We start from the raw sequence: 18,946 nt of genomic DNA on the forward strand, positions 1-18,946 counted from the left end.
GAGCGTCGTATTCCATGCGTTATTTGGATACCAGTAGTAGCTGGAAGGAGACCATTATTATATGGTAAATTAGGTGGCACCGCGGATAAGCATCAATTCGTCCTATTGTTTTATTAGGATAAATTGATGCTGTTTTTATAACCAAGGAGGAATATTAATATGTGTACAATTATGTGCTATACAGGAACGGATATGAAGCATGAAAAATTTGCAGAGGCATTGCAGAGAACTGAGTCCAGAGGACCGGATATGACGGAAATTCTTACTTTGCCATCTGGTATTTTGGGTTTTCAAAGACTTTCTATTATGGATTTAAGTTTTAGCGGAATGCAGCCATTCACAAGGAAAACAGATGCAGCTATCTGTAATGGTGAAATTTATGGCTTTCGTAAAATTAAAGAAGAACTAATAAAAAAAGGACATAAGTTTATTTCTGACAGTGATTGTGAAATATTACTTCCTATGTATTATGAGTATGGACTGGATATGTTTTCAAAGTTAGATGCAGAATTTGCAACTATTATATATGATGGAAAAAAGGACAGATATATTGCAGCACGAGATCCAATTGGAATTCGTCCTTTATTTTATGGCTATTCTTCATCAGGTAAGATCATGTTTGCAAGTGAAGCTAAAAACTTGGTTGGTCTTACATATAAAATTATGTCATTTCCACCAGGACATTACTATGCTGACGGTAAATTTACGTGCTATTGTGATATAGCAGCAACAGAAAGTGATTACTGCAAGGATGATTTAGAAACTATTTGCAGCAATATTCATGATAAATTGGTAGCTGGTGTAGAAAAACGTATGGATGCTGATGCTCCTGTAGGATTCTTGTTAAGTGGTGGTTTAGATAGTTCACTCGTATGTGCAATTGCTCAAAAAATGAATCCTGAAAAACCAATTAAAACATTTGCTATAGGTATGACTGAAGATGCAATTGATTTAAAATATGCAAAAGAAGTTGCAGATTACATTCATAGTGATCATACTGTTGTTTATATGACAAAAGAAGAAGTAATTGAATCACTTGACGAGGTTATTAAAATTCTTGGAACGTACGATATTACTACAATAAGAGCAAGTATGGGAATGTATTTGATTTGCAAGAAAATACATGAGATTTCTGATGTCAGAGTGCTTCTTACTGGTGAAATTTCTGATGAATTATTTGGCTATAAATATACTGATTTTGCTCCAAATGCAGAAGAATTTCAAAAGGAATCACAAAAGAGAATTCGAGAGCTTTATATGTATGATGTACTTCGTGCAGACCGTTGTATAAGTTCAAATTCTTTAGAAGCAAGAGTACCATTTGGTGATTTAGATTTTGTAAAATATGTTATGTCTATCGACCCTGAAAAGAAATTAAACAAATATAACATGGGTAAGTATCTTTTGAGACATTCATTTGAAGGTGATTACTTGCCACATGATATTTTATATCGTGAAAAAGCAGCATTTAGTGATGCTGTAGGGCATTCTATGGTAGATTATTTAAAGGAATATGCAGAAACATATTATTCTGATGAAGAATTTGAAAAGCTATGTAAAAAATATGAATATCACGTTGAACCATTTACAAAAGAATCACTGTTATACAGAGAAATTTTTGAAAAATATTATCCAGGACAAGCAGATATGATAGTAGATTTTTGGATGCCAAACAAAGAATGGGAAGGCTGTAACGTAAACGATCCTAGTGCTAGGGTATTATCAAATTATGGTGCCAGCGGTAAATAATTAAGAAAAAATTGTTAGTCAGATATGTGAATATCTGACTAATTTTAAATATGAATATTTTTTATTTATCCGATGACTACCTGCTCTAATACTCCCACGCACTCTGTGCAAGCGACTGTCACCAAATCAAAGATTTGGGATATCTGCTTGCACACAGCGAAAGCGACTATCGCCAAATCAAAGATTAGGGATATCTGCTTTTCTCCAAGTGGGAGTAAAGAGCAGCTACGTCCATAGATAACGATTTCTCCTAAAGGATAACGCCTTCTAAGTGCTGAAGCACTAAGAAGCTTGTTAATAAGCATCAGGTGGAGTCAAAACTCCATCTGATGCCAAGAACTCTGTTTATAGTATATTAAAAAAAAGTCTTGTCTATACTTTAAAAGTTTGCAAAAAGTGCTTCGCTGCAGAAGATAGATATTGATCTTTCATCCATACTATAGTAGTATTCGTATCTAATGACGGTTCATTAATTTCCTTGTAATTTAAATTTGTATTTGGAATGAGTTCAATCCAGTCCTTTGGTACAATGCCAACACCCATTCCTGTATCTGCTAGTAATAATATTGATCGAGTATCCTCAATTTTACAAAGTATTCTTGGATTAAATCCTGTCTGTTTGCATAATTCTATTATCATTTTTTCATATCTGCGATGTACTAACAGAGGTTTACCTGCAAGTTCGTTTAGACATATCTTTCTTTTATTATTCCAATAGAAACTGTTACTACTTGCAGCCACCATTGGTTCAATAGGTAAGCTTATTGATTCGTAAATTTCCGAATTCAAAGGAGTACGTATAATTCCAATTTCAATTACGCCGCTTTTTAACAATTCTAAGATTTCATTTGTACTGCATTCTCGTATTTCAAAATTTATTTTTGGATATTTTTTATTAAAACTATATATTCGCTGAGGTAAAAGTATATCTCCTGCAGAAGATATGGTACCGATTGATAGCGTTCCTTCCATTCCTTCATTAAAGTCCTTTAGCTCTTTAACTGTTGAGTCCATTAATTCTATTATTTGCTTAGACCTATGACATAATCTTTTGCCTGCATCAGTTACTTGAAATTTCCGAGTAGTTCTTTCTATCAATTTAACATTTAATTCTTCTTCTAGAAGTTTTAATTGCTGGCTGAGATGTGGTTGAGCTATATGTAATTTTTCAGATGCTTTGGTTACGCTTTTTTCTTCAGCAATTGCAAGAAAGTAAGTAAGCTGCTTAATATCCATAAAAGTAATCACTCCATGTATTAGATTTATACATATTTTTGTATAAGTATAATAATTTATACGTATTTTTAGTATATATATTTATTTGTTATAATGGTAAATGAAATGATAAATAAAGTCAAGCGAGGTATAAAATATAAAATGTATGTGGGCTTAATTGTTTCTTTTTTTCTTTTAGTTTTCAGTGTATTAAAAAACATATTTATTGGATATACGTTAATTGTTTGTTGGATCCTATTTACAATAATAGCTTTAAAAAAAGGGTATACTTTAAATCAAATAGCTAAAATGTCATTTAATGGAGGTAAGCAATCTTTTGTAGTTCTAAAAATATTTGTACTAATTGGTGCAGTTATTGGTTCATGGATGGCTTCAGGTACAATAGCAAGTATAATATATTACTGCATAAAGTATATAAATCCTTCTACCTTTGTGCTTTCAACATTTATAATTTGCTGTATAACATCTTTTCTAATAGGAACTTCTTTAGGAACGGTAAGTACTGTTGGAATACCTTTAATGATAATAGCTAGAAGTGGAAATGTTAACTTAAATGTAATAGCAGGTGCCATTATAGCAGGTGCTTACTTTGGAGATAGATGTTCTCCAATGTCGTCAAGTGCTAACTTAGTTGCTAACTTAACTAAAACAAACATATATACTAACATTAAAAATATGATGCGTTCAGCCCTAATTCCCTTTATACTATCCTTAATTTTTTATTATATATTTTCAATGTTTCAGCCATTAAAAGTTGTAAATAATATTCTATCAGTAGAACTTTTAAAAATGTTTAAAATTAATTTTATTATATTAACACCTGCCATTTTAATACTCATATTGGTGTTGTGTAAAGTTAAAGTTAGTATTTCTATGCTAGTTAGTACTCTATTAGCTTCTATTCTAGCTATATTTTTTCAGAATTATAGCTTAAAAGGGGTAGTCTCTGATATTCTTTTAGGATTCACAATAACTAACCATACATCTTTGCAAAATATTATAAAAGGCGGCGGCATTATGTCTATGCTAAAACCCTCGTTGGTAATATTTGTATCTTGCTCTATTGCAGGGATATTTGAAGGTATAAAAATGTTCGATGGACTAAAAAGTTTGCTTTTAAAACTATCATTAACTCAATATAAGTTATTTGGCATTACGTCAATAGTTAGTATAGCGTCTGCGGCATTTGGCTGTAATCAAGCAATTGCTACTGTTATGACAGATAAAATTATGGAGGACTGTTATGATACTACTAGCAAATATCAGTTTGCCTTAGATCTAGAAAATTCGGGAATCTTAATTGCTGCACTTATCCCATGGAATATAGCTGCATTAGTCCCTACATCAACTATGAATGTAAGCACAACAGGGTACTTGCCTTATGCATTTTATCTTTATATATTACCTATCATATATTTCATACATTTTAAATATTCGAGCGGAACTAAAATTAAATGTGAGTACAATACTAGCTATAAATGATATGTTTAAGAGGTGATTATCATAAAATTTCTTATTGTCAGTGAAGACCAATCTACTAGTTCTATTTTATCTAAAATTATTGAAGACCATAATCTTGGAGAAATAATTGAATATAGCTGTTCTAAATTTATTTCAGATAGTTATCTGCTAAATTTAAAAGATATTGATATTCTTATTATAAGCTTACCAATATCTTTTATTAATAAATTAATTTCTAAATTTAATGGAAAAATTATAGTAGTTTCTGACATAAGTGATAAAACAATTATTGCCCAAGCTTATTTATCAGGAGTTGAATATTATATTACTACACCAATTAATGAACTTGAGATTATAGAAGTTATTAAAAAAGTGGTAAAACTTATCAAATTACAAAAATATATGTATAGTATTAAAAATATATTAAGTATGACAGAAACAAAAACTTAACTATAAGTTACTAGCTTTTTTTCCACGAATAATCCAAACAATTAATCCTATAAAAAAGCCGCAGAATGCTGGTAATAACCATCCAAACCCATAATCAAAACCAGGTAAATACAAATGAGCAAAATTAACAAGCTGTGTTACTATCTCACTTTTTACCAATGGATCAGGTAGTGCCTTACAAAAGTCAAAAAATGCTGCAATACCTGTCAGCACAGTTGTCCATCTATAAATATCATTTTGTTTATGTATAAATGGAGTTAATAGCGATAATACAATTAAAGTAATCGCTAATGGATATAAAAACATAAGTACTGGTAAGGATAACTTAATTATGCTGTTTAATCCAAAGTTGGCAATTATAAAGGAACAAACTGTAAATAAAACTGCATATTTTTTATAAGGAATGGACCTTGGAAACATTTCACTAAACATTTCAGAACAAGAGGTAATTAGTCCAATAGCTGTCTTTACACATGCAACTGCCACGATAGCTGCTAATAACATCTTGCCAACAAAGCCAAAATAATGATTACTTACCATAGATAAAATACTTCCACCATTATCAGCGCGCTTTATACTACCTAAGCTAGTAGCTCCCATATAAGCTAATGATGCATAGATAACAGCCATACCAACAACACTAACTAAACCCGATTTACATGTTTCAACAGCAATCAAATTTGGATTTTTAATACCTAACTTTCGTATATTAGAAATAATAATAATTGCAAAAGCTAAAGATGCTAAGGCATCCATAGTATTATATCCATCTAATAAACCAGTAAATAATGGCTGAGTAACATACTTACCTTGAGCCGCATATTGGCTAACTTGTCCCATCGGTTTTACAAAGGTAGCAATTAATAGAACAGATAGAAGTACTAAAAAAATAGGAGTAAGGTATTTACCTATCCAATCCAAAATTTGTCCTGGTTTTAATGAAAAATAAATGGTAAAGACAAAAAATATTAGTGAGAAAATAAATAATCCAAGTTTCAAATTTCCACTAGAAACAAAAGGATGAATTCCTACCTCAAATGCAACTGTGGCAGTACGAGGAATTGCAAACAGTGGACCAATTGTTAAATATAATAAGCAGGTAAATATTTTTGAATAACGTGAACTAATTGGACCTGCCATATCAAGCAAACTTTCACTTTTTGAAAGTGCTGATGCAACAATTCCTAAAATAGGCAATCCTACACCTGTAATTAAAAACCCAATAGTTGCTGTTAAAGTATGATTTCCGGCTTCTTGTCCCATTTGCACCGGAAAAATTAAGTTACCTGCACCAAAAAATAGTCCAAATAGTAATGAACCTATTAATAAATTTTGATTAAAACGTAGCTTTTCTTTCATAAATAGCCCTCCTCAAATGTTTAAATAATACCTTATTCAATTAGAAGCAATACATATGTAATTGATTTTTCAATATATGTAAGCAGCATAATGCACACGAGAATGATAGCATAATTAGAATATAAATGCAATATATTACATTTTAACTGGTAATTAGAGTATTCTAAAATAAATAACTTAAAATATATAGTATAAAAAGAAAAAGTTTTGGATACCTTCAGGTGCTTAGACTAAAGAAAGCATAAGAATAGCAGCTATCAATTGGCGATAGCTGCTTATTTTTCATAAGGTGTATATTATTTTACTGTGTTAGTTACCTGAACTCTGAGTTGTTTGTCCAGATGATGTTCCTGAATTTGAATCTCCAGTTGTTTGTCCAGATGAAGCCTTTGGATCCGAATTTCCAGTTGTTTGTCCAGATGAGGATTTTGGATCTGAACCTCCAGTTGTTTGTCCAGACGATGTTTTTGAGTCTGGATTTTGAGTTGTTTGTCCAGACGATGTTTTTGAGCCTGGATTTTCGGTTGTTTGTCCAGATGAAGCTTTTGAACCTGGATTTTCGGTTGTTTGTCCAGATGAAGTTTTTGAGCCTGGATTTTCAGTTGTCTGTCCAGATGAAGCTTTTGAACCTGAATTTCTAGTTGTTTGTCCAGATGAAGCTTTTGAATTTGAATTTTTAGTTGTTCCTTTTGATGAATTTGTAGCATCAGTGGATTGATTTGGAACGACAGTTTCTGCATCGGGGGTTTGGGTATTAGCAGATGCCCCTTTTAAATAAGATTTCCCTAAAACTCCAGCAAATACAAGCAAAATAATTGATACAACAATTATCAGTGCCTTTTTAGTATTACCAGGGTTCTTATTTCCATAGCGTACTTTCCTATTTCTTCTATTTGCTGTTTCTTCAGTGCCTAACGGTTTTCTCATAACTTTTGTAAAGTCATCCTTTTCATCAGAAACTATTGCTTCAGGTTTTTTAACTGTATTTGAGATTGTCTCACTTATACTTTTGGGTATATTAAACAATAAAGCTAAAATTCCATTTTGTCTTAAAGAATCTATCTGTTTAAAATTTTCAGGTGATCTGAGTACAATAGCAGGCTTATTGCGCATTGCATATTGATCATCTCCATATACTGTAACTGAAAATTTATCATTCTTACTTAAAAAAGGAATGTAGACATCTAAAGTATTATCTTTTAGTGAAGAATCAAATTTTAATCCTCTTGTTATTTTTGCATCTGTAATATTTAAGTGGGCTTGTTGGCTTTGTATATTTAGGGTTAACTTATTGATTGTTTTACTAGATATATTACTAATGCTAATAATGTATGCACGAATTCTTTTATTATTTTTTGTAGGCATAGCACTTCTTATATTACATAATAGCCTAGGTGCTAAATTTTTGTAATAATCTAACAGTAACCCTGATATAAAAGATATCACTATAGTTACAATTGCAGTTTTAATAATATTTATCATATTAATCTTCGCTTCCTTATCCTTTCCAAATTACGTAATTAAATTATAAGGTAGATATATATATGTGTCAAACTTAAAAATTAATTATAATTAGCCCTAAAATTCAGATAAAAAGTGCTTGCTTTTGATGGAAACTGAGTTGATAAACAAAATTCTTTTTATCAGAAGTTTAAGCAAAATATGTTAAAAAATTATGAATTTCATTTGCTATAACACAATGTATACTAAAAAAAGCATTTACCACATAGAATAAATTTATAGATATGAAAAAATATATATGTTATATGTTAAATTATAAATGAAATATAAAGGCAAATAAATTATATATTATGATAAAAAATACTACAGTCGTTTTGGAGGTTATATTATGACTTTAGAGGAGCAGAAACAATTGATTTTATTGGGTAAAATGTATAATGATTTAACCCGTGAACTAATTCAAGCAAGAGAAAATACGGTATTTCTTACAAATGAATATAATAATAGTTTTGGTAAGCCGCAGCATGAAAGGGAAGAAATATTAAAAAAACTATTGAAAAGTATCGGAAAAGGGGTTCATTTTGAACCAAATTTTCGATGTGAATTTGGTTTCAATATTACAATAGGAGATAATTTTTATGCTAATTTCGATTGTATAATGTTAGATGGCGGGGGGATAGACATAGGAAATAATGTTCTATTTGGGCCGCGGGTTGGAATCTATACCTCTAATCATGCAGCAGATGCAAAAGAACGAATAGCAGGAGCCTGTTATGCAAAACCTGTAAAGATAGGCAATAACGTATGGATTGGAGCAGGCGTTCATATAAATCAAGGTGTAGTTATTGGAGATAATACAATTATTGGATCGGGTAGTGTTATTACAAAAGATATTCCAGCAAATGTAGTTGCAGCTGGTGTACCATGTAAAGTAATTCGAGAAATTACAGAAGAAGATAGAACTGGATTTGAAGTGTAGTATAAAGTGAACAATACAATTTGAAGTTAATGTAATGGGGTAAGTATAGCATTAGTTTGCTTATATTTTTCAGTATTATTTTAATTATAGATTCATATATTTTTTACCCCAAAGGCATAGTTCAGTTAAGATGTTTTCTAAGGATTTTCCTCTATCTGTAGGCATATACTCTACTTTAGGTGGGATTGTTGCATAAGCAATTCTTTCAATAAGACCATCCATCTCCAAGTTTTTTAATTCTTGAGATAGTATCTTATGACTTATATTAGGAATAGATTTTTTAAGCTCCCCATATCTTATAGGATCAGTTTTCAATATATGCCACAATATTATTGCTCTCCACTTACTTCCAATTACAGTCATTGCAAATCCTATAGAACATTTAAAATCCTTTTGCCTTTTCCTTTGATTTGGAAATTTTTCAATTATGTCCTTATTCATATCCCTATCCTTCTTTCCAAATGGTAAGTATCTGATTAAAAAGTGCGTACTTGTATGTTTACTCCAACGAAACTATTATAGTATACATAGATATTAATTGCTATGGATTAATAAAATAGTGTTTAATTTGTAAATGTATAGTATACCTAGGGGAGGAAAGTCATGACAAGAAAGTACAATTTATATCAAATTGATTCATTTACGAAAGAAAAGTTCACAGGAAACCCAGCAGGAGTAATAACAAATGCAGATGGATTAAATGATTATGAGATGCAAAAAATTACTAGAGAACTTAATAATTCTGAGACAGCTTTTATCTTTTCTTCAAATAGCAGAGAGTATGATGCTCATATACGTTTTTTTACTCCAACAAATGAAGTGCCAATTTGCGGACATGCTACTATTGCTGCTCATTATGCCCGTGCTGTTGAAAATGGACTTGATACGTCAAGGGTTTATCATAAGACGGGTGCTGGAATTTTACCTGTTGATATAGTAAAGAAAAATGAGGATTATAAAATTATTATGACGCAGGGCAAAATTGAATTTGGTACCATTATTGATGGTATGAATAAAAAAGAACTTTTAGCAGCACTTAATATAAAAAATAGCGATCTACTGGAAAACTATAAAATTGAAATTGTGTCTACGGGTCATTCTAAAGTTATGATTGGTATAAAGAGTATTGAAACTTTAAATGCACTGCAGCCAGATTATGGTGCACTTTCTAAGCTAAGCAAGGTTATTAAATGTAATGGATATTATGTTTTTACGGTTGGTACACAAGATAATGATATTTTAATACATGGTAGAATGTTTGCACCTGCAATAGGTATTAATGAGGATCCTGTTACTGGCAATGCAAATGGTCCTTTGGGTGCATATCTTGTTCATCACAACCTTATTCACCACAATAATTCTTTCTTTAAATTTAAGGCTATGCAGGGCGAAGCTATAACAAGGCCAGGAATTATTGAAGTTGAGGTAAAGATAGAAGATAAAGAACCAGTAGAAGTTAAGATTTCTGGAGATGCTGTAATAACATTTAAAACTGAATTATTATTAAATGATTAGGAAAAAATCTACATTTGTAGATTATGCTCATTTATGACTAATTTTAATAATTAACGCCAGGTATTGACTATATGAGCATTGTTTAATATTATATTCTCATGAGTGAGAATTAGAAAGAAGGTTTTTATCATAAAGAATATAATATTTGATGTTGATGGTACATTATGGGATACAACAGAAATTGTAGCAAAAGCCTGGAACAGGGCAATTTCAGAAGTAGGGAAAGCAGCTCCACTTATAACATCCTCTGTGTTAAAAAAAGAGTTTGGAAAAACTATGGATGTAATAGCAGATGATTTGTTCTATGATGCTAGTGAGAGTAAAAGAAAGTTGATAATTAATAGATGTTGTAAATATGAGCAGGATGCCTTGAGAGAAAATACAAATAACCTGCTGTTTCCAGATGTAAAAGAAACCATTAGGAAATTATCAGAAAAATGCCATTTGTTTATTGTGAGTAATTGTCAATGCGGTTATATTGAATTATTTATGAAGAAGGCAGGAATTGAAAAGTACATTACAGACTTTGAATGCTTTGGAAATACAGGTAAGGGCAAAGGAGAAAATATAAAGCTTGTTATAAAAAGAAACAATTTGAATGATGTAGTATATGTTGGAGATACCCAGGGAGATTATGAGGCAACGGTACTTGCTGAAATTCCTTTTATATTTGCAAAGTACGGTTTTGGTAGTGTTGAAAATTACTATTTAGCTATCAGCGGGGTAAAAGAATTGTTGAATTTGTGATTGAATTCATAGGTAATGAGCATAGATTTGGACTTTACATAAATCTATACTCATCTCTAAACCTTTACATTTAAGAAATAGAATTAATACTGTAATCTTATTTTGTCATATATTTCCTTCCTCTTACATATCTTCTTATAGATTCTCCTGCTTCAGCAAGTTGAAAAGCGTCAACTAATATTCCCTCTTTATTTTTAACCTTGAGTTTTTCAGCATTAAAAAAATAAAAAGAATCCTTAACTAATCCATCTTTTACAGAATCCAAAGAACAATATAATATCTTTGTACATTCCTTATTAAGCTGGACAGTGTACCTATTATAACCATCCCAATCACAAAAATAAGGTATAAAATATTTAAAATCAAAACTATCCAAGAATTTTTTGCAATCTTCTCTGTTATTAAAATAATTTAAACTATTAATTTTTAGTCATCTCCTTCTTACATAAGTTTAGGATTCCCTAACTCATTGATTATATTATACTTGCTACTTGTCTTGTTGCCAATATATATTTTTTAACATTATAAGTAATAGATAAATTTAAAATGTTAAGATATGAGTAGAATTAAGAAAAAATAAGGGGACATAATAAAAATACAACTAATCTATTTTAGGCATTTAAAAAAAATAACAAGTTAAAGATGCCACAAATATTTTTATCATACTGACTAGTTATTTCTTTGAAAATGCCTTATGGGAGGTTAATAGAATGAAAAAAATTGATGAGGCAATTGATAGAATTAGGACGCTTGAATGCCCAACGGGAGACTTAGAAAATAGGGTTACAGAAATACTAGAAGATTATGGGGTTGCAGATAGAAGCAAAATAAATGTTAATAGAGATGAATATTTTGATAAGGATGAAGCACAGGCATATCGAGTTCAAATACTGAATCAGGAACATCCTATTATGGTGCTAGCTAAATCAGGATATGATGACTATGTTGCAAAGGTTACAGATGTTTATTAAAGTAGAAAATCTAAAGTACCACACTAAGTCTAAGATAAGGTAATATTAAACTCTATACAGGCTACAGCATTCCTTCCTAAGGTCATAGATGAAGGATGCGTAGGCTGTAGTAGAAAAAAATGATATAGCTCTGGTTACAGCACGAACTTTTCTAAAACATTAGCTACTCCATTTTCTTCATTTGTTAAAGTGATATAGCTAGCAGTATGCTTTATTTCATCTGAAGCATTTCCCATGGCTACAGGAAGACCTGCGCATTTAAGCATGTCCAAATCGTTTGGAGAGTCTCCAATACAAATGACCTCGCTAGTAGGTATGTCCAAGTATTGGCACAGTTTTTTTACACCAGTACCTTTATTAGTATTTTTACTCAATACTTCAAAGGTATAAGTACATGTTTTAAGTACTGAAAAATTTTCATAAAAATGTTGTGGCAAACTATCGCCTAGCAGCAAATTTTTATCATAGGTACTTCTAAATTTAAAATCACTGTAAGGGGACATGTCAAAGCCAAAATGATGTACATAGTGATCTAAAACATCTGAGTTTTCATTTATTAGGTTTACCTTTAGTATATTGTTACGTTTTACTAAGTTTTTGAATTCAGTTAGCTCATATCTTGTATTGTTTGCAACAGATTCTAATTTACCATATAAGTTGTTCTTATAAACTGAGTACATACCATCGTTATAAAAACATAAGTCTAGATTTAAGTCTTCTGCCATGTTATATAAATATTCTAGATCTTTGCTGTTAAAAGGCGACTGAAAAATAATTTTATCCTCAGTATTGTTTTGTACATTAGCGCCAGTACAAGTTACGCTGTATAGATCATTTGCTATTAAATTCAGATCAGAGAGATGATGTTTAATTCCATCTATTGGTCTTCCAGTACAAAGAACAATTTTAACACCTTTTTTTGTAGCAGCTTCAATAGCTCGTTTATTTTCATTGGATATTGACTTGTCATCTTTAAGTAAAGTCCCATCCATATCTATAAAAACAATTTTATACATTAAGATATTACCTCCTCTATAATTTTATGAAATAATAATGCATTTGTAATTTTAGCAGTGAGGATTTCTATTAAATTATACAATAGGAATAAATACAAAACAATAATGAGAGATAGTTTTAACATATAGGTGGTAATTGAAGGCATACTTTTTTTAGTAGTATTATTTTTTTAATGCATCTGGATTAGCATAAACTTCATCCGGTTCGGAACCTGTCCTTATTCCTTTATCAAGCTGCTGAATTTTAGCCATGTCATCTTTACTTATTTCAAAATCAAATATGTCTGTATTTTCTTTTATTCTTGATGGAGTAGTTGATTTTGGAATAGTTACAACTCCCATTTGTAAATCCCATCTAAGCACGATTTGAGATACTGTTTTTTTATATTTTTTTGCAAGCTCTTTTAGAAGGGGAATTTCAAATACTTTACCCCTCATTAAAGGAGACCATGCTTCTAATTGTATACTATTTTTTTGGCAGAACTCTCTTAGATCGTTTTGAACTAGCAGAGGGTGAAATTCTACTTGATTCACCATTGGCATAATTTCCGCATTTGCCATTAAGTCTTTCAAATGACCAGTGGTAAAATTGCTAACACCTATTGCTCGTACATATCCTTCTTTATAAAGCTTTTCTAAAGCTCTCCAGGTTTCATTATGTAGTGGATTAGGCCAATGAATTAAATATAGATCAAGGTAATCTGTTTTTAGTTTTTTAATAGAGGCTTCAAAAGCTTTTAAAGTCTTCTCATAACCTTCATCGGAAATCCAAACTTTACTTGTTAAAAAGATTTTTTCTCTAGGTACTTCACTTTCTTTTATCCCAGTACCAACTCCATCTTCATTTTTATAGAAAGCAGCAGTATCTATATGACCATAACCAACTTTGAGAGCTCCTTTTACTGAGTTAATAACAGAAGGACCATCAGCTTTATAAGTACCGAAGCCTATCCAGGGCATTTTTACTCCATTATTTAAAATTGTGCAGCTCTTTATATCTTGCATTTTAATCATCCTCCCAATTATAGTAAATACAAAATAGCATTTATATATTACCAATATACTTTTAGAAAATCAACATATTCTATTTATTATGTCAAAGTATTCTTTTATTTTATCCAATCAATACCACTTTTAACACACCCATCGCACACAGTGAAAGCGACTATCACAATTAGAAATATATAGAATAATATGTAGTGCAAATAAACTATTAAAATAGAATAAATGGGAGGATTATTTATGAAGGCAGGATTTAGAGAATTTTGCAAGCATATTGATATAGTTAATTCTCAAAAAATTATAGATATCCTATCAAGTTTTGGAGATGATAAATCTACTGGAAATCGTTCTGCAGGGTCGAAAGCAAGTACTGAAACTGCAAATTATCTTTATAGAGAGTTTGAAAGAATTGGGTTGAAAAATCTAAATAGGGACAAGTTTTACAGTTGGGGTTGGACTTATAAAGGTGCTAATATTTCATACAAAGATGAAAATGGACAAGAGCAGAAGATTGTTTTAGGAGGTTATGCTGCAAGTATAGAAGCAAAGGATGACTTTTTTAAAGTTGTAGATGCTGGAAATGGAACAATAAGTGACTATAAATCTTTGGGGGATGTTACAAATAAATTAGTGTTAATTAGTATTGATCCATTAAATGACTTTTGGATATCGTATCCAGCATATCAGGCTTATTTAAAAGGAGCAAAGGCAGTTCTTGTTGTTACAAAATATAAAGTACAGCATGAAGAGTACCTTATATCGCAGCCAGTAGAAGGACCATCTTATGCTCATGTTCTTGCTATTAGTAAAAGAGATTCTGATATATTAAAAAACCTTATAAATAAATCTGCGGATAAGGAAATAACAGTTAAATTAAATGCACATTCCTATGTTGAGTCAGAAAAAGCTTCTTACAATATATGGGGAGAAATACCTGGAAAAACTGATGAAGTTATATATTTAATGGCTCATTATGATGGATATTATCATTCTTACTTTGATGATGCCTCTGGAGTTTCCACGATATTAGGTATAGCAAAGGCAATAATAGATAGTGGATATAAACCTAACAAAACTGTACGAATTATTACTCATGGTGCTGAGGAATGGGGAAAAGAAAATTCAGATTATGACTGGGCAATGGGAGCCTACGAGGAAATTACTCATATTCATCCAGAATGGGCAAAAAAAGCATTTGCTGTTATTAATATTGATGGCAATTTTCCTGTGCCTAATGAAAGAAATTTTCAGATAATGGTATCCGATGAATTACTAAAATATACTAAAAAGAGTGTAAAACCCATTTTGCATCATACAGCCTATAAATTTGAATTTATATCACCAACTTCTACTGGCAGTGAAGAGTTTTGTTATACTAAGACAGGTATTCCTTGTATTACAGCTAGAGATTCTATGACATCTAGTATATATTATACTAATATTTATCATAGTTCTATGGATAACAAAGCTTTTGGATTTGACACTAAAACTTATAAGTTAAATCATATATTATATGGGAAAATATTGTTTGATTTAGATGCTGTGCCTATTAGACCAATGGATTTTTATGAGCGTTTCTTTAAAATGAGAGAAACTATAGATTCTAATATTGTAGAAAAATCTTTGGTAAAAACTATTAAAAAGGCTTCCCATTATGCACAAGAATTATCTTCAAAAATAGAAAAATTAAATTTTAAAAATGCTAGCATTACAGGTGAAAATACTGATTATACTAATCTTAATTTAAAACTTTTTCAATTGTACAAAATGATGCAGAACAGTTTTATAAGATTAAATTGGGAAGTAAATGTTGTATTTCCTCATGAAAACTATGAAAAAAATGTTGATTTATTAAAAAAGGCAATTAAAGCGTTGAAAAATAGAAGAGAGAGCCTAGAAGAAATTGTTAACAAATATATAAAGCCTATCGATTTTAATAAATATGTCTACGATTTTGATAGAATAACCTATGAGTTTTTTTCAAGGCGTGTAACACATGGAAATAATGATACCTGGGGTTATAATTTAGTAGAAAAACCAAATGAAAATTTATATGAAGTGGCACAATCTTTAAGGAGTAAGTTCAACAAAAAAAATCCAGATGTAGATGCAGAAATAGCGGAATTGAGAAAAGCATTTAAAAGACAAGCTATGTATTTAAAAGAAATAGTTTTTAGGGAAAAAACTGATATTGAAAAAATAATAGTTAAAATGAAAAGAATCATTTCTATAATTTAAATTGAGAACATCCATAGGTTTTTACAAATCTATGGATGTGAAGTGAACATTAAACAATGCTGTTTTACAGTGGAGTTGAGAGTGTGAGATTTTTTCTGTAAATTAGCTTTCTATGATATTTTAGAAAGACAGCTATGTAAAAAAATATTTCTGTCTTAATTTCAAATATATAATTTAAAAATGAGTATGTCAATAACGCCTAAGAAAAAAGGCGTTATTTTTATAAAAATTTTACTCGGGAAGTCTGCCATCATACATTATGGATAGTTCACCATAAACCTTACCCCAGTTTCTGAGGACTGACGTCCATTTCTTAGTTGCCTCAAATGTTGCAAGATAAAGTGCCTTGAGAAGTGCAGTATCACTTGGAAATACGCTTCTTTGACTGTTTAATCTGCGGTATGTGCTATTAAGACTTTCTATGGCATTTGTTGTATATATTACTTTTCTGACTTCTGGTGAAAATTTGAATATAGGGGTTATGGCGTCCCAATTTTTCAGCCAGCTTCGCATAGATCCTGGGTATTTATCATTCCACTTCTCAGTTACAACTTCCAGATTTTTATGGGCAGTTTCCTCAGATGGAGCCTGATATATACTCCTAAGATCCTTTGCAAAATCTTTCTTGTGTTTATAAGATACATATTTAAGTGTATTTCTTATCTGATGTACGATGCATCTTTGGTATTCTGTGTCCGGAAAGGACGCATTTATAGATTCTTTTATGCCAGAAAGACCATCTGCACAAAGTATGAGGATATCTTTAACTCCTCTGTTTTTAAGCTCATTTAGAACACCAAGCCAGTATTTGCTGCTCTCGTTCTCACCTATACTTATGGAAAGCACATCTTTTATCCCGGCATCATTTATACCCATGATTATATAAGCAGCAAGCTTTTTTACTATACCGTTATCTCTAACGGAAAAATGTACTGCATCTATGAAAACAATTGGCTAAACTGTAGACAATGGACGCTGCTGCCACTGTTCAATCTCTGGTAATATGCGGTCCGTAATGTTAGATATCATACTTTCGCTTGCTTCAAAACCATATATATCTTCAATAATTTCAGATATTTGTCTTGTAGTCATGCCTTTTGCATACATTGATATTACTTTGTCTTCTATGCTTGATATGTCCTTCTGTCGCTTTGCTACAGCCTGCGGCTGAAATGTACTGTTCCTATCTTGAGGTACATCGATCTCCACTTCACCATATTTACTGCGTACTTTCTTGCTTTTCTTACCATTCCTGTAGTTAGCTTCATCAGAACGTCCATACTTTTCATAGCCAAGATGATTGTCCATCTCACCTTCCAGCATCTCCTGAAGAGTTCCTCCCAGTAGATCTTTCAGTGCATCTTGAATATCCTCTGCAGATTTGATATCATACTCACTTATGAGAGAAGTTATAATATTTCTCTTACCATCTGTTATTGGTTTTACCTTATAAACATCTTTTTTTTCTTGCCATAAAAAAAGCCTCCTATAATTTTTATTTTATCATAGAAAGCTTTATGTTTTTATTTTATTTACAGACTTTTTATCACAGGCTCGTGGAGTTTGATCATTTGCTTTTTATATAGAAAGATTTATTGTCTATGGCCCTCATTGTAGCTAGTATGCCATCAAGATGATCGTATTCATGTTGTATTAATTCGGATAAATCTCCTTTGAACTTCAATGTTTTATCTGCAAAATTTATATCTTTGTACATTACAGTGCATTCTTTATAGCGTTTAACTTTTACTAAAAGATTTGGAAAGGACATACAGTCATCCATTACGTCCATCATTTCTTTATTATCAAATTTAAGTACTGGATTAATAAAAACTATAGGCTTGTCAATATACATATATATCAATCTTTTAGATACTCCAATTTGTGGAGCGGCAATTGCTCTGCCTGCATTGTATTTTTTACGAAAGTCAATTAAGGTATCATGTAAATTTGAAACAGTTTTCTTTATTGAATCCATGTCTTCTTTTTCTACAGGTAAACTTTTTTTGTATAAAGCATCATTTCCAAGTAATAGTATTTCTTTTATCATAAAACAGCCTCCTTGTTATATGTTGTGCATTTGATAAAATAGTACCATATAATTATAACTATAAAAAGGTATGATTTTTATCTATTGAATGTTTAATTTTTTTGTAGTATTATATGTATAACAAGTATAACTTTTACTACAATAATAAACTAAGTAAACAAAAGATTAAATCTAATAAAAATAGATAAAGAAAGGTGATAATATGTATTCATCAATTTTGGTTAAGGATGTAAAGAAGTCATTAGGAGGACGTGATATATTAAAGGGGATAAGTTTTGAGGTTGAAAAGGGTGATATTTTTGGATTTCTAGGCCGCAATGGAGCCGGGAAAACTACAACCATTAGGATATTACTCGGACTTTACCATGCCGATTCAGGAAGTGCTTCTATTATGGGATCTAGAGTTGGTAGTGATGAAGCAAAAAAGAATATTGGATTTATGATTGATGGAACTGGATTGTATGATAGCATGAGTGCCAAAGAGAATCTTGAATACTATTTAAAAATATATGGTAAGACCGTGAATAAAGAACATATATCAAGAGTTTTAGAGCTTGTAGGACTTAGTGATAGGGCAAGGGATAAAGCAGGAACCTTTTCCAAAGGTATGCGTCAGAAATTAGCTTTGGCAAGAGCACTCGTTCATGATCCTGAAGTGCTCATACTTGACGAACCTACATCTGGTCGATCCTTCTGCACAGATAGAATTTAG

General features: G+C 31.0%; 17 protein-coding genes, 1 pseudogene and 1 other annotated feature (1 of these 19 cut by a window edge). Of the genes and pseudogenes, 9 read left to right on the forward strand and 9 right to left on the reverse strand.

Annotated elements, in window-relative coordinates; genetic code table 11:
- Positions 1-108, forward strand: a binding site (T-box leader); it begins 170 nt to the left of the window's first position.
- Positions 109-159: 51 nt separating this feature from the next.
- Positions 160-1,749, forward strand: a complete 1,590-nt coding sequence (gene asnB / locus B5S50_RS19715) for an asparagine synthase B (RefSeq protein ID WP_013238426.1) — start codon at positions 160-162, stop codon at positions 1,747-1,749.
- Between the two features lie 372 nt (positions 1,750-2,121).
- Here the strand turns inward: asnB and B5S50_RS19720 are convergent, their stop codons facing one another.
- Positions 2,122-2,985 (reverse strand): LysR family transcriptional regulator, encoded by an 864-nt coding sequence (locus B5S50_RS19720; RefSeq protein WP_065076561.1) that lies wholly within the window; start codon positions 2,983-2,985, stop codon positions 2,122-2,124.
- Between the two features lie 141 nt (positions 2,986-3,126).
- Here B5S50_RS19720 and B5S50_RS19725 point away from each other — a divergent pair, with 141 nt between their 5' ends.
- Entirely contained in the window at positions 3,127-4,467 is a 1,341-nt protein-coding gene (locus B5S50_RS19725) for a Na+/H+ antiporter NhaC family protein (protein WP_254306633.1), read from the forward strand.
- Between the two features lie 12 nt (positions 4,468-4,479).
- Positions 4,480-4,896, forward strand: coding sequence for a histidine kinase (locus tag B5S50_RS19730; protein ID WP_217302644.1), 417 nt, complete (start codon positions 4,480-4,482; stop codon positions 4,894-4,896).
- On the opposite strand, the gene brnQ is transcribed toward B5S50_RS19730, so the two are convergent.
- Both brnQ and B5S50_RS19740 read right to left on the reverse strand, forming a co-directional pair.
- Positions 4,897-6,255 (reverse strand): branched-chain amino acid transport system II carrier protein, encoded by a 1,359-nt coding sequence (gene brnQ / locus B5S50_RS19735; RefSeq protein ID WP_217302645.1) that lies wholly within the window; start codon positions 6,253-6,255, stop codon positions 4,897-4,899.
- Between the two features lie 309 nt (positions 6,256-6,564).
- Positions 6,565-7,737 (reverse strand): hypothetical protein, encoded by a 1,173-nt coding sequence (locus B5S50_RS19740; protein ID WP_217302646.1) that lies wholly within the window; start codon positions 7,735-7,737, stop codon positions 6,565-6,567.
- 367 nt (positions 7,738-8,104) lie between these two features.
- Between B5S50_RS19740 and B5S50_RS19745 the strand changes: the two genes are divergently transcribed.
- The gene (locus B5S50_RS19745) at positions 8,105-8,695 is read left to right on the forward strand and encodes a sugar O-acetyltransferase (RefSeq protein ID WP_217302647.1); all 591 of its coding nucleotides are present in this window, start codon (positions 8,105-8,107) and stop codon (positions 8,693-8,695) included.
- An 84-nt stretch (positions 8,696-8,779) separates the two neighbouring features.
- Here the strand turns inward: B5S50_RS19745 and B5S50_RS19750 are convergent, their stop codons facing one another.
- Complete coding sequence (locus tag B5S50_RS19750; RefSeq protein WP_217302648.1) at positions 8,780-9,136, reverse strand: helix-turn-helix domain-containing protein; 357 nt, start codon at positions 9,134-9,136, stop codon at positions 8,780-8,782.
- 162 nt (positions 9,137-9,298) lie between these two features.
- On the opposite strand from B5S50_RS19750, the gene B5S50_RS19755 reads away from it, so the two are divergent.
- Complete coding sequence (locus B5S50_RS19755) at positions 9,299-10,210, forward strand: PhzF family isomerase (protein ID WP_217302649.1); 912 nt, start codon at positions 9,299-9,301, stop codon at positions 10,208-10,210.
- Positions 10,211-10,312: 102 nt separating this feature from the next.
- Positions 10,313-10,957, forward strand: coding sequence for an HAD family hydrolase (locus B5S50_RS19760; protein ID WP_254306634.1), 645 nt, complete (start codon positions 10,313-10,315; stop codon positions 10,955-10,957).
- Between the two features lie 97 nt (positions 10,958-11,054).
- Here B5S50_RS19760 and B5S50_RS19765 read toward each other — a convergent pair whose 3' ends face one another.
- Positions 11,055-11,333 (reverse strand): hypothetical protein, encoded by a 279-nt coding sequence (locus tag B5S50_RS19765; RefSeq protein WP_207644777.1) that lies wholly within the window; start codon positions 11,331-11,333, stop codon positions 11,055-11,057.
- 334 nt (positions 11,334-11,667) lie between these two features.
- On the opposite strand from B5S50_RS19765, the gene B5S50_RS19770 reads away from it, so the two are divergent.
- Positions 11,668-11,928, forward strand: coding sequence for a hypothetical protein (locus B5S50_RS19770; RefSeq protein WP_013238435.1), 261 nt, complete (start codon positions 11,668-11,670; stop codon positions 11,926-11,928).
- A 134-nt stretch (positions 11,929-12,062) separates the two neighbouring features.
- On the opposite strand, the gene B5S50_RS19775 is transcribed toward B5S50_RS19770, so the two are convergent.
- Positions 12,063-12,944, reverse strand: coding sequence for a Cof-type HAD-IIB family hydrolase (locus B5S50_RS19775; protein WP_217302650.1), 882 nt, complete (start codon positions 12,942-12,944; stop codon positions 12,063-12,065).
- Positions 12,945-13,106: 162 nt separating this feature from the next.
- The gene (locus B5S50_RS19780; RefSeq protein WP_217302651.1) at positions 13,107-13,949 is read right to left on the reverse strand and encodes an aldo/keto reductase; all 843 of its coding nucleotides are present in this window, start codon (positions 13,947-13,949) and stop codon (positions 13,107-13,109) included.
- Positions 13,950-14,186: 237 nt separating this feature from the next.
- Here B5S50_RS19780 and B5S50_RS19785 point away from each other — a divergent pair, with 237 nt between their 5' ends.
- Complete coding sequence (locus B5S50_RS19785) at positions 14,187-16,184, forward strand: M28 family peptidase (protein ID WP_217302652.1); 1,998 nt, start codon at positions 14,187-14,189, stop codon at positions 16,182-16,184.
- A gap of 231 nt (positions 16,185-16,415) precedes the next feature.
- Here B5S50_RS19785 and B5S50_RS19790 read toward each other — a convergent pair.
- Both B5S50_RS19790 and B5S50_RS19795 read right to left on the reverse strand, forming a co-directional pair.
- Positions 16,416-17,621 (reverse strand): annotated as a pseudogene (locus B5S50_RS19790) (IS256 family transposase).
- A 130-nt stretch (positions 17,622-17,751) separates the two neighbouring features.
- Positions 17,752-18,234: a peptide deformylase gene (locus B5S50_RS19795; RefSeq protein WP_217302653.1), complete on the reverse strand. Its 483-nt coding sequence runs from the start codon at positions 18,232-18,234 to the stop codon at positions 17,752-17,754.
- Between the two features lie 202 nt (positions 18,235-18,436).
- On the opposite strand from B5S50_RS19795, the gene B5S50_RS19800 reads away from it, so the two are divergent.
- Positions 18,437-18,946 (forward strand): ABC transporter ATP-binding protein, encoded by a 510-nt coding sequence (locus B5S50_RS19800; protein ID WP_217302654.1) that lies wholly within the window; start codon positions 18,437-18,439, stop codon positions 18,944-18,946.

Origin of the sequence: Clostridium sp. 001 (assembly GCF_019056555.1) — a bacterium.
In the GTDB taxonomy this organism is placed as follows: domain Bacteria; phylum Bacillota; class Clostridia; order Clostridiales; family Clostridiaceae; genus Clostridium_B; species Clostridium_B ragsdalei.